The organism is Spirosoma litoris (assembly GCF_054776755.1).
The window spans coordinates 92,111-109,222 of record NZ_BAAHBI010000023.1 but is presented as its reverse complement, the minus strand read 5'-3'; the positions used below and the strand labels follow the sequence as shown (position 1 = coordinate 109,222).

Annotated in this window: 13 protein-coding genes; 6 read left to right on the top strand and 7 right to left on the bottom strand. The window is 46.3% G+C overall.

Annotation, left to right across the window (positions count from 1 at the left end):
* Positions 1–8: 8 nt before the first annotated feature.
* Together ACYVGR_RS15555 and ACYVGR_RS15550 are read right to left on the bottom strand one after the other, a co-directional pair.
* Entirely contained in the window at positions 9–1,085 is a 1,077-nt protein-coding gene (locus ACYVGR_RS15555) for an alpha/beta hydrolase (protein ID WP_460958217.1), read from the bottom strand.
* A gap of 63 nt (positions 1,086–1,148) precedes the next feature.
* Positions 1,149–1,577 carry a response regulator gene (locus ACYVGR_RS15550; RefSeq protein WP_460958215.1) on the bottom strand — a complete coding sequence of 143 codons (429 nt, stop codon included), beginning with the start codon at positions 1,575–1,577 and terminating at the stop codon, positions 1,149–1,151.
* A gap of 485 nt (positions 1,578–2,062) precedes the next feature.
* On the opposite strand from ACYVGR_RS15550, the gene ACYVGR_RS15545 reads away from it, so the two are divergent.
* From ACYVGR_RS15545 to ACYVGR_RS15525, 5 genes are all read left to right on the top strand, one after another.
* On the top strand, positions 2,063–3,229 hold the full coding sequence (locus ACYVGR_RS15545; protein WP_460958213.1) for a DUF4856 domain-containing protein: 1,167 nt from the start codon (positions 2,063–2,065) through the stop codon (positions 3,227–3,229).
* 101 nt (positions 3,230–3,330) lie between these two features.
* Positions 3,331–4,491, top strand: coding sequence for an imelysin family protein (locus ACYVGR_RS15540; protein WP_460958211.1), 1,161 nt, complete (start codon positions 3,331–3,333; stop codon positions 4,489–4,491).
* Positions 4,492–4,592: 101 nt separating this feature from the next.
* Positions 4,593–5,942, top strand: a complete 1,350-nt coding sequence (locus ACYVGR_RS15535) for an HTTM domain-containing protein (RefSeq protein ID WP_460958209.1) — start codon at positions 4,593–4,595, stop codon at positions 5,940–5,942.
* 37 nt (positions 5,943–5,979) lie between these two features.
* The gene (locus tag ACYVGR_RS15530) at positions 5,980–8,424 is read left to right on the top strand and encodes a TonB-dependent receptor domain-containing protein (RefSeq protein WP_460958207.1); all 2,445 of its coding nucleotides are present in this window, start codon (positions 5,980–5,982) and stop codon (positions 8,422–8,424) included.
* Positions 8,425–8,864: 440 nt separating this feature from the next.
* Positions 8,865–10,028 carry a transglutaminase domain-containing protein gene (locus ACYVGR_RS15525; RefSeq protein ID WP_460958205.1) on the top strand — a complete coding sequence of 388 codons (1,164 nt, stop codon included), beginning with the start codon at positions 8,865–8,867 and terminating at the stop codon, positions 10,026–10,028.
* 93 nt (positions 10,029–10,121) lie between these two features.
* On the opposite strand, the gene ACYVGR_RS15520 is transcribed toward ACYVGR_RS15525, so the two are convergent.
* From ACYVGR_RS15520 to ACYVGR_RS15505, 4 genes are all read right to left on the bottom strand, one after another.
* Complete coding sequence (locus ACYVGR_RS15520; RefSeq protein WP_460958203.1) at positions 10,122–11,759, bottom strand: SulP family inorganic anion transporter; 1,638 nt, start codon at positions 11,757–11,759, stop codon at positions 10,122–10,124.
* 43 nt (positions 11,760–11,802) lie between these two features.
* Positions 11,803–12,093 (bottom strand): hypothetical protein, encoded by a 291-nt coding sequence (locus ACYVGR_RS15515; protein ID WP_460958201.1) that lies wholly within the window; start codon positions 12,091–12,093, stop codon positions 11,803–11,805.
* A gap of 404 nt (positions 12,094–12,497) precedes the next feature.
* On the bottom strand, positions 12,498–13,865 hold the full coding sequence (locus tag ACYVGR_RS15510; protein ID WP_460958199.1) for a HAMP domain-containing sensor histidine kinase: 1,368 nt from the start codon (positions 13,863–13,865) through the stop codon (positions 12,498–12,500).
* Positions 13,866–13,921: 56 nt separating this feature from the next.
* Complete coding sequence (locus tag ACYVGR_RS15505; RefSeq protein ID WP_460958197.1) at positions 13,922–14,605, bottom strand: response regulator transcription factor; 684 nt, start codon at positions 14,603–14,605, stop codon at positions 13,922–13,924.
* A 238-nt stretch (positions 14,606–14,843) separates the two neighbouring features.
* Here ACYVGR_RS15505 and ACYVGR_RS15500 point away from each other — a divergent pair, with 238 nt between their 5' ends.
* A complete protein-coding gene (locus tag ACYVGR_RS15500; RefSeq protein WP_460958195.1) occupies positions 14,844–15,710 on the top strand; it encodes a tetratricopeptide repeat protein in 867 nt (288 codons plus the stop codon).
* Positions 15,711–15,805: 95 nt separating this feature from the next.
* Here ACYVGR_RS15500 and ACYVGR_RS15495 read toward each other — a convergent pair whose 3' ends face one another.
* The gene (locus ACYVGR_RS15495; protein ID WP_460958193.1) at positions 15,806–17,020 is read right to left on the bottom strand and encodes an exo-alpha-sialidase; all 1,215 of its coding nucleotides are present in this window, start codon (positions 17,018–17,020) and stop codon (positions 15,806–15,808) included.
* Positions 17,021–17,112 lie beyond the last annotated feature (92 nt).

Genomic DNA, 17,112 nt, shown 5'->3' with positions numbered 1-17,112 from the left:
ATGATTTTTTAATAAAACAACCACTCTACCGCTTTCGGGAATTCACGACCCCAGTGGGCTTCCTGATGGATTCCGGTTGGATCAACAGACAAATGAATATCGATAGGGTTGCCGCCATACGCCTGGCGGGCGAGTGATTCGTTGAATCGCTGAATATTCGGCACCATATACTGCGACTCCTTTTCTCCGCCATAGGCATAAATTTTCATCGGCACTGACGCCTTGAAACGAATGGCATCAAAATAGATTTTAGGCGAAATCCAGAGTGAAGGTGAAAAGACCATCAATCGTCCAAATATTTCAGGGTGCATCAGACCCGCATAAATGCTAATCAGACCACCTAACGAACTCCCGCCAATACCCGTATGAGTTGCATCAGGTAAGGTTCGAAACCGTTGATCAACCAGCGGTTTTAAGGTTTTTCGAATAAAGTCCAGATAGTATTGGCCTCGGCCTGCACCAGCCCGTGTACGGTGAAACGTAAACTCCCGAATACGCTCGTCATGGGCATGATCAATGGAAATCAGAATAACTTCGTGATGGTGTCTGGCTGCCAGAAGTGCCATTTTCTGGTCGATTTCCCAGCTCCCATAGCCCACTCCGCCACCAAATAAATTCTGGCCATCATGCAGATACAAGACGGGGTATCGCTTTTCAGTCTGATCATAATCATGCGGCAACAGGATATGAACCCGACGTGTCTGGAGGAGTTTGGGCGCGTTGAACGTATCGCCGAGCAGGGCTATTTTAGGTAAAAAGGCCGGATTGAAAGGCATCCCGAACCATCGCCAGTGAGGTACATACTCCCGTTTTGAGTTGACAGAACGTGGTACTGTTCGGTTTCCAACCGACTCACCCGATGCACTCAGCTCGACATGATCCCAGCCACCACGGGTATATTTATATTCCAGCGTTTTGGGCAGTTCCATCCCTTTAGGAAATTCGTACACAAACTGATCTGGCCCAACAGGCTGCATCTGAAATTGCGCCAAATCGGGAAGCCAGTCGCAAAAATTACCCGATACAAACACCGGGCGATCGTCGCTGATGGGCGTACGAAGTTCTAAACGTAGTGATGAAGACATACGTTTAAAATCGGATACTGAGTAAAGTTGGTTCAGACGACGTATGAAAAATTTAGAGCATCCCTACGCCAGGGCCCAATCTTCGGTTAGCCCTTTCACCATATGAACCAACTGTTTATAGCTGGCGGGTTTCGTGAGACATTGGTTAGCGCCTAAAGCTAAACTCCGCTGCCAATCAGATTTGTCAGACGATGTAGTCAGCATCACAACGGGTAAGTGAGCAAAACTGGGGGCGTTCCGAAGTTGATTGAGCGTCTCGAAGCCATCCTGACGATTCATATTAATATCTAACAGAATCAATGAAGGCAACTCTTCGCAGTTCGTTAGCTGCGGCAGTAATTCATCACCATCGGTCAGCGTACGGACATGAATAGGCTCATGCGTTTCCTTGAAAGCGGAGCGAATAAACAATTGATCGTCTTCATCGTCATCAACGATCCAAACGGAAGGGGCATTAGGTAGCCTGGAGCCGGTTAAGGAATGTATGGTCATGACGATTCAGAAAGTAAGAAGGTTTAACGGCGGATAAAGCAAAAGTAATTGCCGACTGATTACGGCGCAACAAGGAATAATACAGAGACTCAAAAGCAACAATAATCGTTGGAATTCACAAATTTTTATTGATTGAGTCGGCTATAAAATCGAAACGACATTCAGATAAGCAGCCTATAAATATACTATTTTATCTCGTAATTAATCAAGGCGTTGCGACCAATTTAATATTTATTTAACGGGCTTTTTCGGTAAAGATTTTACTTGCCTTCCGCTATTTATTAATTGGCCATCCAATTTCAGAGCGTCAAAGTGCGCTGACCCTGCCCTTTAAATCGAGAGGTAACTACTTATCTACAACCAATTTACACACTAATCCATTCATCATCCTAATAATTTTTTAATTTATTTTTAACATAACTTTATAATTAGTCTAAATACCACTTAATTTTGCCCCGACATTACGGTTCAATTATTCTTTAAGCATGATAAAGCTAAACTTACGCGCTCGATTTGTATGGGTACTAGCATTTGCAGTCAGTCTGTCTGCCTGTAAAGACGAAGAGAATCCAACTACGGTTCGTCCCCAACTCCGAAAAACTGTTGACTACGCAAAGCTGACCGATACGACCACCTACGCTAACTTTTTCGTTGATGATGCTGGCGTTAAAACCGTTGATCTGACTACAGGCGCCAACCGTCTGTTGATGTTCCGGGCGATCAATACCTATAATGGCACAGCTGTTAGTACAGGCGCTACGCTGGATGCTACTGTATTGAAAAATATGTTTTCGAACACAAGCAATCCCTTTTCGGGAACAGCTAATGCGGCTTTAAATAGCTCAGGTGTTCAGTTGCGTAACGTAACGGCCTCTTCTCTTTCGGCTACCGACGCCGAAAAAGAGCGGACAACGATTGAAGCTGGTTTTCCTAAAATCGCTACAGCCAGCAAGTTTGTAACTGCTACGGCATCAGAAGGCAAGGCGGGTAAACTAGGCACCTATCTGGTCGATGAGCAAGGTATTGAGTGGGCACAGATTATCCAGAAAGGCTTGATCGGTGCTTTCCAGGTTGATTACATTGGTAACGTTCTGCTCAGCGATAAGAACCTCGCGCTGGACAACACAACTCTGGTTGCGGGTAAGAAATACACGGCTCTGGAACAAAACTGGGATGAAATCTACGGCATCATTACGGCCAATCCAGTTTATGGTGGCAAAGCCACTACCACCTCGTCTGGCGAAAGCTTCATTGGTTCTTACCTATGGGAATACAATAAGGAAGATTTTACCAAGGTGCATAAGGCGCTGTTAACCGGCCGGGCTGCTATCGTTAACAACGACTTGACTACCCTGAAAACACAGGCAGACTTTATCCATAAAGCGATGGAAAAAGCCATTGCGGGTGCTGCTCTGGGCTACCTTGGCAAATGGAAAACCGGTACGACTGATGCGGCTCGTGCACACGCTATGGGCGAAGGGCTAGGCTTTATTTACAGCCTGCGTTACGCAACCATCGCCAAAGCGGATGCTGCTTTTTCAGACGCAATTCTTGCCGGTCTGATTGGTGCTCCCAATGGTTTCTGGGGTTTGACCAATGCCAAAATTGATGCGGCTTCAACAGCCATCAAAACGAAATTCAGTATTCAGTAAGCCCAATAGAAGCCGACGAATAATTCCAAAATTTAATCAGGATATACATTCAACTCGTACAGAGCGGTATTTTACGTGCCGCTCTGTACCTATTTAGTCTCATGAACCAATTCAGGTGGAAACAGATCGGCTTTATGTCCGCGTTTATCGTGGCATTATGGGCATGCGGAGGTGGTGGGTCCGATAATCCAACTCCCACACCACCCAATCCAACCGATCAGGCCAGCAGCGACCGGAAAGCCATGCTGACCAACATTGCCGACAATATTATTGTACCGGCCTACGCTAACTTCAAAACGAAGTTTGAGGCTATGGTCGCTAAATCGGATGCGTTTGCGGCTAAGCCCGACAAAACGACACTGACCGATTTCCGACAAGCCTGGGCGGATGCCTATACCGAATGGCAAAAAGTTGAGCTGTTTGATGTTGGCCCGGCTGAACAGTATACTTTGCGCAATTTCTTCAATATCTACCCGACGAGCGTTAGCGGTATTGAAGACTACATTGCCGCTGGTTCAGGCTCATTTGATGTACCGGCCTCTTACCCTAAACAGGGTTTTCCGGCCTTGGATTATATGATCAATGGTGTTGGCACTACCGATGATGCCATTGTAGCCAAATACACAACCGCGACGGATGCTGCCAAGCGAATTGCCTACCTGAAGCGCCTGACGACTCAGATGAATACCCAATTCACAACCGTTAATACTGCCTGGACTACGGGCGGTTACCGGGACACATTCATCAACAGCACAGGGCTGACGGCCAGCGGTTCAACCGGGAAACTGGTAAATGGCTTTGTCCTAAATTACGAACGCTACATCCGGTCGGGCAAATTCGGGATTCCGTCGGGTGCTATGGCCAATGGTACAGTGGCTCCCGATAAAGTAGAAGCCTACTACAAAAAGGATTTATCGCTAACCCTGGCGAAAACAGCCCATCAGGCATCTATCGACTTTTTTAACGGTAAAAATGTAAAAACGGGTGCCGAGGGACCAAGCCTGAAAACGTACCTGAACGGTATTGGTGCCAAAGACAGTCAAACCGGCAAATCACTGGTCGATATTATCAACGCCCAGTTTGAGTCGTCCAATCAAAAACTCGCTGCGCTGAAAGCCAACCTAGCCGATGAGGTTAAGAGCAACAATACGGCTATGGTGGCGGTCTACACCGAAATGCAGAAAGCCGTTCGGATGCTAAAAGTGGATATGACTTCGGCCATGAGCATCACGATTACCTACACCGACAACGACGGGGATTAGCCTAAGAATTGTTTCAGGTTTCATGTTCAATGTTCCAGACCGGCTAATATTCCGACTCCAACATTGAACATGAAACCTGAAACCTGAAACAAATCAAAAGAATGCGAAATTATCTTCGCAAGACCACCTCCGCAGCTCCCTTAGCTGTTTTCAGAATCCTATTCGGACTGATGCTCTTCGGGAGCATTGTTCGTTTCTGGAGCAATGGGTGGATTGCTGATTTATACGTTACACCTCATTACTTTTTCCCGTTCTACGGCTTCGAATTTGTGAAGCCACTGGGCAACTATACGTATCTGCTTTTTGTGATTTGTGGCCTCTCGGCGCTACTGGTAGCCATCGGCTTGTTTTACCGTGTGGCCATCAGTAGCCTGTTTCTGAGCTTCACCTACATCGAGCTGATCGACAAAAGCACCTATCTGAACCATTACTATTTCACGAGTATGGTTTGTTTGCTGCTGATCTTTTTGCCTGCACACGCGTACTTTTCTGTCGATGCTTATCGCCGTCGCAGCTTGCTGGCAGACCAGATTCCAGCCTGGTGTCTCGATTCACTGAAACTGTTCGTGGCACTACTGTATGTGTTTGCGGGATTGGCCAAACTCAACAGCGATTGGCTAGTACATGCGCAACCCCTACGGATCTGGCTACCTGCCCATAATGACCTGCCTATAATTGGCTCCTTGTTCAATTATCCCTGGATTCCCTACGCGTTCAGCGTATTTGGTTGTGTGTATGATCTGTCGATTCCGTTCCTGCTTTGGAACGCCACAACCCGAATCTGGGCCTATGCCGCTGTTGTGATCTTTCACGGCTTAACAGCGCTACTGTTTCCCATTGGTATGTTCCCGTACATCATGATGGTGACTGCTTTGATCTTTTTCTCAGCCAGTTTTCACCAGACACTTATCCGACAATTTGGCGCCTGGTTAGCGATCCCCTATAGCTTTCTATGCCCCCAACGTGTGTATCGGTTTCAGCCCGGTATGAGCAAACTCGTGCTGGGTTTACTGGCCATTTTCTTTGTCGTCCAGATCGTGTTTCCATTCCGGTATCTGCTTTATCCGGGCGAGTTATTCTGGACAGAACAGGGCTACCGATTCTCGTGGCGGGTAATGCTAATGGAAAAAACGGGCTATGCGCAGTTTACTGTTAAAGACAATTCGGGGCATCAAACCATTGTCAACAATTCGAACTTCCTGACGCCTTTGCAGGAAAAAATGATGTCTACCCAACCCGATATGTTGTTGCAATACGCGCACATTCTTCGGGATTACTACATCCAACACGGATTCCACAACCCGGAAGTCTACGTGGATTCCTATGTAGCCCTAAACGGTCGTTTGGGAAAACCGCTGATTGAGCCAACCACCAATCTGGCCAACAAACAAGACTCATTTACTAACAAAGAGTGGATCACTCCTTTCCATGATACGATTTACGGTTTTTAGTTATGATAGTTGTGTTGTCGGGTTCTTAAACCTGACAATGTCAGGTTTAAGAACCCGACAACACGGCCTGAAGATTTCGGTTTTATTTCTTTTTAGTCTTTTTTCTACTTCCGCCTTCGCCCAGTACCAGCTATCAGGAATGGTGCAGGCCCGGCATGATAGTACAGCTATAAAAGGCGTTACCATTTATCTGAACAACGGAAAGCGTCAAGCATTGACCGACAGTTTGGGCAAGTTTGTGTTCGTCAATTTGCCCAAGGGTCAATATGTATTGTATACCAGCGCCCCCGATTTTAAAGCCACTAAACAGACGTTTACGCTGGCCGAACACGATTTATCCGTGCACATTCAACTGACGAGCCGACAAGAAACACTGGCCGAAGTGACCGTTACCGACAAGCAGTCCGATTTCGGTTTTACCCGCATGCGGGGCGTGGAAAGCATGGGTATTTATGAGGGAAAAAAGTCGGAAGTGATTATCCCCGACCAACTGGTAGCCAACCTCTCGACTAACAACGCCCGTCAGATTTACGCTCGTGTGGCAGGACTCAATATCTGGGAAAACGAAGGCGCAGGTCTACAGCTCAGCATTGGCGGGCGCGGGCTCGACCCAAATCGAAGCTCCAATTTCAACGTGCGCCAGAACGGTTATGACATCAGCGCCGATGCCCTGGGCTACCCCGAAAGTTATTACACCCCTCCTACCGAAGCCGTAGGCCGTATTCAGATTGTGCGGGGGGCGGCTTCGCTCCAGTACGGGACTCAGTTTGGTGGGTTACTCAATTTCGTTATGAAGAAGCCCGTCGTCGACCGAAAGTTTGAACTGACAGCCCGGCAAACAATTGGCTCTTTTGGGTTTTATAATGCATTCACTAGTGCCAGCGGTACGGTGGGCAAGCTGAGTTATTATACCTTCTTCCAGTATAAAAAAGGCGACGGCTGGCGACCCAATTCGCATTTTACCAATTACACGGCCTTTGCCGATATTGATTACCGTTTTTCGGAGAAAACCACACTGGGCGTCGATGTTACGCAAATGAGCTATCTGGCACAGCAGCCGGGTGGGCTTACCGACGATATGTTCCGCGAAAATCCCCGACAAAGTAATCGGGAGCGTAACTGGTTCAAGGTCAACTGGACCATGCCCGCGCTCCATTTCGATCATAAATTCAATACCAACAATGAGTTTAACTTACGGGTATTCGGCTTGTATGCGTATCGGAATTCGCTCGGCTTTCGCCCCAATCGGGTGGCCAGCATCGACGATAACAGTGAGCGGGATTTGATTAAGGGTGATTTCCAGAACTGGGGTACCGAAGCCCGGTATTTAAAGCGCTATACGCTGAGCAAGCAACAGGCAGTTTTGTTAGTAGGCGGACGCTACTATCACGGCTTTAATCATAGTGTGCAGGGGTTAGGCAGCACTGGTAAAGACGCCGATTTCAACTTCATCAGTGACGCCAACGCCATTTCGTACGATTACCGATTTCCCAACCGCAATGTCTCAGCCTTTGCCGAAAATATCTTCTACATCGGCGAGAAACTGTCCATTACGCCCGGTGTTCGCTTCGAATATATCAAAACGACTGCCGATGGTTTTTATGGCACCATCACCCGCGATTTAGCAGGGAACATCATCAATTCGGTCAGTACGAACGAATTCAGAACCAACGGGCGACAGTTTGTGCTGGGCGGCATCGGCATCAGCTATAAGCCAGTTTCCCAACTAGATATCTACGGAAACCTTTCGCAGAACTACCGGTCTATCACGTTCACCGATATGCGTATTGCCAATCCATCGTCGGTAATTGACCCCAATATGCAGGATGAAAAAGGCTACTCGCTTGATCTGGGTATTCGCAGCACGCAGACCACGCTTTACAATTTCGATGTGAGTGCGTTTTACCTGAACTACAATAACCGCATTGGTGAGGTGCAGTTTTACGATGCCAACGACCGGGTTCTCCGCCGTCGGGGTAATATTGGGCAAGCCGTGATTATGGGGATCGAATCCTACGCTGAAGGTGATTTCCTGCGACTAGCGAATCCAGCAAACCCGAATGTCAGTGGAGTAATCTTTGCGAATGTCGCCCTGATTCACTCGACCTACAAAGCCAGCGAAATTTCTGGTGTGGTGGGTAATCAGGTGGAGTTTGTACCTGACCTGAACCTGAAAAGTGGGATACGGCTGGGTTATAAAAACTTGAAAGGGGCGTTTCAGTATACGCACCTGTCCAACCAGTTTTCAGATGCAACCAACGCGACGGAAGGAGGTGTTTCGGCAGTTCTTGGGCTGATTCCAGCCTATACCATTCTGGACGCCAGCTTGTCATATCAGTTCAGTCGTTTTCGGCTGGAAGGCAGTCTCAACAATTTGGCCAATACCGCCTACTTTACCCGACGAGCAACGGGTTATCCCGGACCAGGCATTTTGCCATCCGACGGCCGAAGCGTTTATGTAACAGTGCAGGTGAAGTTATAAAGATATACTGGTACTTTTTGTACAAGAAAAGTCAATCAATGTGTTCGCTTTTGTAAAACAGTAATTATTATTTTTGTTTTACAAAAATCGCCTACATACGCGTTCATTACAGACCATAAAAGTTAATATTGGTAACAAACCACGCCTATATAGGAGCTCTTCATTGTAATCAAAGGTATGCATTGACCATAAATTCTAGTACTTGTCCAATTTAGATTCTAGAGATCCTTTCGATTCTAATTGATCGTTTAGGTGTTGATTATCAATAGAATCCGACAGAATCAACCGCACGGGCGAACCCGAAAATCTACTTTGGTAAAGCACTAGTTTATATCGACATGACTAACGACGACTTGTTTTTCTGTTATTTAATCTAATCTGATTAGTAGTCAAACCTATTGTAACGTTAGAAATCCCACCATCATAGAAACTCATTTAACATGAAATTACTACTTATACTACTTATTTCATTACCCTTATACGCGCAGAATAAAGCAACAAAAGCACCTAAAAAAAGCGTATCAGTAATGCAAGAACCAGCAGCACCCGTAGTTATAAATAAATATGAAGAAATAGACAAACAAATAACTACAGATACCACACAAGTATCTATTCAGCAATTGAGCAATCGCTTCCAAAGCTTTCCCTCGGATGAGGCAAAAGTAAGAGCGATTTACATGTGGGTATCCAAGAATATTGCCTACGATGTTAACCAATTATTTTCGTTCCACTTTGGTGAGACGTCTGACTTATCTACAGATCAAATTTTACGTAAAAGGAAGGGAGTCTGCGTCGATTATGCATTATTATTTAATGAGCTTTGTACTAACGTGGGGTTAAAATCATATACTGTTGAAGGCTATGTAAAAAAAGGTAAAGTAATAGGTGATTTTGGCCACGCGTGGAATGCTGTTCGTATTCATGATCAATGGTACTTGTTCGATTCTACATGGGGAGCCGGCTATGTATCAGAACGAACATTTACCCAAGCGCCCAATGATGTTTACTTCATGGTTCCACCCGATGAATTCATCTACTCACACATGCCTTTTGATCCTCTATGGGAGTTTTTAGAGCATCCAATTACAAATCAAGAATTCTATAATAATCTTAATAAATCAGCGAATATAAGCTCTCCTTTTTCCATCAATGACAGTCTGAAAATATACGATCAGCAACCACACTTAAAACGCCTGGAAGCTGCAGAAAAGAGAATCCAGAAAAATGGCAATGTAAACTCTATGACAGAAATATATCTTCACAACATAAAGTATGAAATTTTAAGTACTTACTACAGTCGGGGTGTTGATGCCTATAATGAAACCGTAAAGTTGATCAAGAATTTTACAAACTATAGAATTGCCCGTTTCACTCCCTTAAAATCAGATGAAGATATTAAGAAAATGTTAATTGATATCGAAAGTCAATTAGCAGCCACTAAACGAATTGTAGCCGAAATTCCTCTGGAAAATAAGGACGTAATAAAAAAGGTTGACGAAATCAATAAATTACTGGTTGAACTTGACCAAAATGTAAAGGAACAGAATCAGTTTTTGACGAAATACTTTAAAGTCTGGAAACCTTTACGAAAGGCCATGTTATAAAAACGAAGCGTTCCCTTTTATTGACTCTATACAATCGTCAATAAAAGGGAACGCTTCGTTTTTACAGGCATTTAATGCCTGATAGCATCACTGTTATGCAGGAACACTAACTGCTCCTGTAGGGCGGAAACTGTTGACGAGCTCTTGGGATGATGTACGAACAACCTGTGAATCAGCTACGCGGCTTGGCAAAAAGATAAGCCGGATATTCCGCTGACGAGCCGCGACCCCGAAGTTCTGAATAGCGGTAACTACGTCGCTGTCAATGTAAGACGACTCCGTTCCGTTGATTTCAACGATAGAATTATCAGGAACACTTTTCAGAAGTTTCACTAATTTGGCCTTGCTCAGGAAGGACACATGATCGCCCAGACTTACGTGAATCCGTTTGATATCCCTGTCATAGTCCATTCGCACGCTGTGTGTATTCTGATAATGGTCGCGCAGGATAAAGAAAATACCCGTTGCCATTCCGATGCCAATACCTGTCAGCAGGTCGGTCAGTAGGATTGCCAGAATGGTAACTACAAACGGAATGAACTTGGTGATACCCTCCGCAAAAACAGCCTTCACAATCTCAATACGAGCCAGTTTATAACCCGTTACTAACAGAATTGACGCCAGACTAGCCCAGGGAATTTTGTTTAACAAAGTCGGTAACGTTACCACACAAACCAGCAACAGCGTTCCGTGAATCAGTGCCGCCAGTTTGGTTCGGGCGCCCGCGTTGATACTAACCGAACTCCGAACAATAACCGAGGTAAGTGGAATACCACCAATCAGTCCACTAATCAAATTACCAATTCCCTGCGCTTTCAACTCATGGTTGGCCGGTGTTTTCCGCTTCAGCGGGTCTAGTTCGTCCGAGGCTTCGATAGCCAACAGGGCTTCCAGACTCGCAACCAATGCAATTGCGACTGCCGATGTATAGACGAGCGGGTTAGTCCACTGCGAAAAATCGGGCAAGGTAAATAGCTGAAAAAAAGCCGCTGTACTTTCAGGAACAGGCAATTGAACAACGTGATTTCCCTTCAACACCCATTCTGGGGCAATTACCCGAACCAGTTCATTGATGCAGATACCCAGCACTACGACGACCAACGCAGCCGGTACATTTTTAGCAAAAGCACGCTGCCGGAAAGCAGGCTGTTCCCACACATAAAATACGGCTAACGATACGATCGTAATCAAAATTGCCACGCCCCGGAATTGCCCCAGCGCCATGTGCAGTTGTTCAATGATATTGAAACCGCCCGGCTGGAAAAGTGTAAGCCCTTCAGCGGCATCGGCATCGTAACCCACCAAATGCGGTAGTTGCTTCAGAATCAAAATAATACCAATACCAGCCAGCATTCCCTTAATGACTGACGATGGAAAAAAGTTGCTAACAATACCGGCTCGGGCAAACCCGAGACCGATCTGAATAAGACCGGCGATACACATAGCCAGCAGAAAGGCAGGGAACGAACCTAATGCCTGAATCGCGCTGAGTGTCACTACAATAAGGCCAGCTTCCGGTCCCGAAATACTTAAAGCCGACCGGCTAAAAATACCGACAACCAGGCCGCCTACAATACCAGCGATGATACCCGCAAACAGCGGTGCTCCCGAAGCCAGTGCGATTCCCAAACACAAAGGCACTGCCACCAGGAACGAAATCGCTCCTCCCCGGATGTCGCCCTGCCAATTGCTGAGATCAATAGATTGAAAAATAGGTTTCTTCTTGTTCATGTTCATTGTATAGTTGTACTCTTTGGGGTAATGCACTTTAATCTTATAATTCCTGGGCTCTCACTGGCCTATCACCTTCGTGGGACTGACTGGTTGATAGTTTCCGTACGCTCGACTTTTCGATTTGCCGCAGCCGTTGTTCCAACCGGACTTTCTCGTTGTACAACGAATCGGCGCGTTGACTTTCGGCCTCGTATTGAGCGCGATAATTGCTGTTCCTCAAGCGGTTATCGAAATAGAGGTTATAGGCAACAAGCAACCAGATCAATCCCCATACAACCACCCAGCTAGCCGGTTTTCTGAAGTTCGTTTTTCCATTAACGTTGTTATCCATGATCCAAAATGGTTTAGGTCACCACTCTACGAATCCATTTGGGCTAGTATTTGTACCCTTTCGTTTCTATCGATTCTGCGGATTCTTTAGATTCTCTTTATTCTGGTTATCAACACGATAGCATCAAAACAATCTATAGAAACAGTTAGAATCTATTTTGCCAAAGCCCTAGTCTGTCTGGAGCCTTAAAAACGATTTTCTGCCATAGCAGCTCACAAAATCCCCATAGAGTTCATGTGATTTTTGCGAGCTTACTATGACAAAAAACTTCATTTTCACTTCCAAGACTTAATTCAAACAGCTTCTAAGACTCAGGTAACAAAGTTCGTTTAATCAACTACAGCGTTAATTAAGGACCTCTTAGAAGGTGATGAGAGGGTAGTTAGAAGTCGATTAGAGATCGATTAGAAATGCTTGGGCAATTGAATGGTAAACGTGGTACCCTGTCCAATTTGGGAAGACACATTGATTCGTCCGCGGTGAAGCTGAATAATCCGGTAGGTCAACGGTAGGCCGACACCATGCCCGTGAATTCGTTTGACGTTTTCGGCCCGGAAGAAGGGTTCGTAGATACTTTTTATATCGGTTTCTGAAATGCCAACACCTTCATCTTTAAACGTAATCGTTACCCATTGGTCATTGGCACCCAGAATAACGTCCACGCGTTTTTTCTCCGAAAACTTACAGCCGTTTTCCATGAGGTTGAAAAAAGCCGAGTACAATAATGACTTGTTCCCTTCCAGCGTCAGTGAGGAGGGAACGTGATCGGTTTCGCCCTCGAACGAGAACGCAACCGTATAGTCGGCTTGCCGATTCATGAGCATTTGGGCCGCCTGATAAATAATCTCATCAACACTCACTTCGCTGAATTTCAAGGGTGTAGCGCCCAGGCTAACCATCGTCAAATCCAGCAAGTTATTCGTCAGTTTGTTCATGCGCTGGATCACGCCCAAGGCCGCTCTCCACTTTTCTTCGTGTTCTTCAACGGTACGCCGTTTGAGTAGCGTTACCTCAATTTGCCCTGTAATAATGGTGAGTGGCGTGCGTAATTCATGCGACGCATTGGCCACAAAATTTCGCTGAACTTCAAAGGCTTCCTGCACGCGGTCGAGCATCAGATTGAACGTATGGGCCAGTTGAGCCAGTTCGTCGTGGTCACTACCAGCCGTGACGCGCTGATCCAGATTCGACGCCGTAATCTGATCGACCTGTCGAACAACATCGGAAATTGGTCTGAGCGTTCGACCGGCATAAGCCCAGCCTACGGCAGCCACCAAAGCCAGACTGCAAACCAGGCCTACAATCATGATTGTACCCAAATGACCGATTTCCTCTTTTCCGTATTGGTCATAGGCCGAAGCCACCAGCACATATTCCTGATTCTTATGCTGATACGTAAAACCCACAATCTCAGAGCGATTCTTCCGAAAGAAAATCTCTTTCTTCGTCCGAATAAAGCTCAGGACTTCGGGCTTTACGATAGAGCTATCGCGGGTTGAATACAGAATGTGGTTGTTGTGATCGTAAACGTTGATTTGTTCTTCAGGAAGTGCTGTAATGTTATTGCGCTCGATGATTCGAAACAAACGAAGGTCAATTTCTTCTTCATCCAGCAACAGCCGGGCCACGTTTTTAGCCTTATCGCTTAGTCGACTATAAAAATCACGTTGCCGAAAATACTCCGCCGTGGCATACACCACTCCCGAAAACAGGAGGAGAATAGCCGCTACGATTCCTACGAACGTAAGCAAAAGGCGAGTGCGTATTTTCATGAGAGCTAGTTATGAATGAATAATGTACAACTCTGCATTATTTTTTATCCATTCATTTAATCATCATTGGCCTGCATAATGTAGCCGATGCCGCTGATGGTATGGATCAGTTTTACGGGAAAATCCTTGTCGATTTTCTTTCGTAAGTAATTGACATACACGTCTACTACATTGGTTCCGGTATCGAAATTAAGGTCCCAGACATGCTCCATAATTTCGTTACGAGTAAGGGCTTTGTTCTGGTTCTTCATAAAAAACTCAAGCAATGCCAATTCGCGAGCGGTCAGCATCAGCTTCTGATTTCCTCGCTTTACGGCTTTGCTTTGTTGATTAAATTCAAGATCGGCAATTTTCAGGATGGGCGGTTCCTGCGATGCCGCCCCACTCCGCCGATTCAGAGCCCGCAATCGAACAACTAGTTCGCGGAACTCGAATGGTTTTACCAAATAGTCGTCAGCGCCGGCTTCGAATCCGTTCACTTTACTATCAGTGCTACCAAAAGCTGTCAGCATCAGAATAGGCAACGTTTCAAAGCGGTTGCGAATCATGCGGCACAGATCGAATCCGTTAATAACCGGCAGATTTACGTCCAGGATTACAATATCGTATTCTTTGTCAGCCAGTTGCTTTTGCGCTTCCATGGCATTGCCCGCTGTATCGGCCTCAAAATCATACTCTTCTAAACCAGCCTTGATGAGCGAAGCAACTTCCCATTCATCTTCAACAATCAAAATTCGCATAGTTGTGTCTGCAGACAGCGGTTCATCCAAATAAAGGGTAAAGTAAACCTGTAGAAATCATTTTTATTGCACGAGGTTCCGAATAAACGTAGAAGTCAGGCCTGTTATTGGTAGGATATGTGGTTAAAACATAACGTATTTTGTCGTTGAACAAACAACCCGAAACCAATCGTAAACGGAATGGAAACAGGCAGCTCATCCGGGAATTGCCTGGCTTGAATGCTTCTTTTGTACGCTTATGGAACTACTTGTTGCAGCGGCCATTATTGGCTATATTATCTACCTGCGTTATTATGCCGATTTACGAACCAAGTCGGAGAAAGACGTTGAGAAATTACAGGCGGGCATACAGTTTTACAAAGCAGGTCAGTTTGTCGATGCCCTGAATTTTTTTGAGCGCTACCTGCAAAAAGAACCTACTTCCAGTGTTGCGCACTTGTATCAGGCCAAATGTTATCGAGCTTTAGGCCAACTTCCAGAAGCTATCGACGCCTTAAAGAAAGGCGAAAGTTACGACAATACCGTGGCCGACTTACATCTGGAAATGGGGCATATTTTGTACGATCAACAGGATTATTCGGCGGCCTATCTGGAGTTTGACAAAGCCGTATTTTTCTCGAAAGGATTAGAAGCCGATGCTTTTCAGGGACGGGGAACCGCCCGCCAACACCTGGAAAATGATGAACAGGCCCAACAGGATTTGAATCGGGCGGCTACGTTGCGGGAGTCTGAACGCCTGAGTGCAGCAACAACCACTCCGAAATCCGATGTTTTTTTTGATCGAAAGCTCCTCAGTCATACCGTGGTAATTCTGATCAACAGTGTGGTTTTGCTGGTAGTTATCAAAAATGCTCCCGTTATCCATCTACCCTATCTGCTGGCAGCGATTGCCGCTACAGTTATCGGTTACCTGGAACCCCGAAAAGGCTGGGCACTGGCCATCATTCAGGCAGCAACCCTTTGGGTAGGGTATACTTTTTTCACGAAAGCTCCTCAAACCAGCGGTGCACGCGACCTGGAGGCATTTGGCCTTTACGGGTCAATGATTCTCACCTTCATCGGCAGTTTTATTGGTGGCGTACTAAAGCGACAATTAATCCGCTAATTGAATTTTACCCCTCAACCAATTACGCTATCCCGAGTTCTCAATGGCTTCCAGTTGCGCAATCGGAAGCCATGAGAACTGGTCAATTTATTGGCCTATTGGGCCTCCAAAAACCGCACGACGATGACTGTGTTCTGCTTATCTTTCGTTTGCTCGTAGGCAATCAGCGTTCCATTTTTTGTGCCAAGCACGGCCGGATAGGTGGCATCAACCGATTCGGGAGTTAGGTAGGTCGTTGGGCTAACGACTCCATCCACCACGGTTCGCATGCCGATCCGCTGCACAAATGAACCCAGTTCGTTGGAGCCATCTTTGGAAATCGATTCATCCCAAACCCACACCAGCCGTCCGCCAGCCGACGCGATCTGAGGGTGTTTTGCTCGGTTCGATAACACACTGGATACCAACTTATCAGAACCCAAACGAGCCAGTCGTAATCCGGCAGCATCTTCCTTTCCCGAAAACCAGGTGGTCAAGATATCATTGCCGACTTGTGCCACAACGGGTCCCGCGTGTGGGCAGGCGTTCACTTGCCAGTGATCGGCAAACAGCACCTGCGGTTTACTAAATGTTTTACCGCCATCCGTCGAAATGGCCGTACTCATATCACGGGAAGCGATTTCACCCGCTTTCGCGGCAGGCAGCAAATCACGATAGGTCAGGTGAATGGATTTTTTGGCATCGACAAATACATTCATCCGGCAGCATTGGCAGGCATTGTCATCAACCAGAACCGCCGAACCGAAGCCTTTACCTTTCGTTGTCTGTGCAAATACAACTGGGCGTCCTTCCCGATTTGGCAATTTTTCATCGAGCCAGGCCACACCAATTTCGCCATTGGGCAGGCGCGTAATGTCGGCAAACGAATGACTCATTCCGGGTCTGACATCCTGATGAACTGGCGTTGGTTCAGTCCAGGTTTGCCCTTTATCGGAAGACATCGTATAGAGCAAATCCCCGGCAAAACGTGAAGCCGGTGTAGGGTTAGGCACCTCAAAAACCGCCAGTAATGTACCATCGGATTTTTCGGCAATCTTCGGCATCCCTTCGGCATGAGCCGACAGCGTAGCGGGTGCTTTCACCCGTATTTTCTCGCCAAAGGTTTGCCCGCCATCTTTCGAAACAGCGAAATAAAAAATACTTCCTTTGTCGCTTTCTTTTTCTACCCAACTAAGGAGCGGGTTACCCGAAGCATCGGTTGTCAGGCGCGGGACGGCCCCAACAAATTGCGGGTTCGAAACGGCGGTTTCGTTGGCTGGTTTTTCAGCAATCAGACTGAAAAGGAGGAGCGTGATAAGTAGGCTTTTCATGATGTTTTAAATAGGCAGTCATTTATTTTATCGTAATCTACCTCACCCCAACCCCTCTCCTGTTTTCAGGGGAGGGGTTGGGGTGGGGTAAA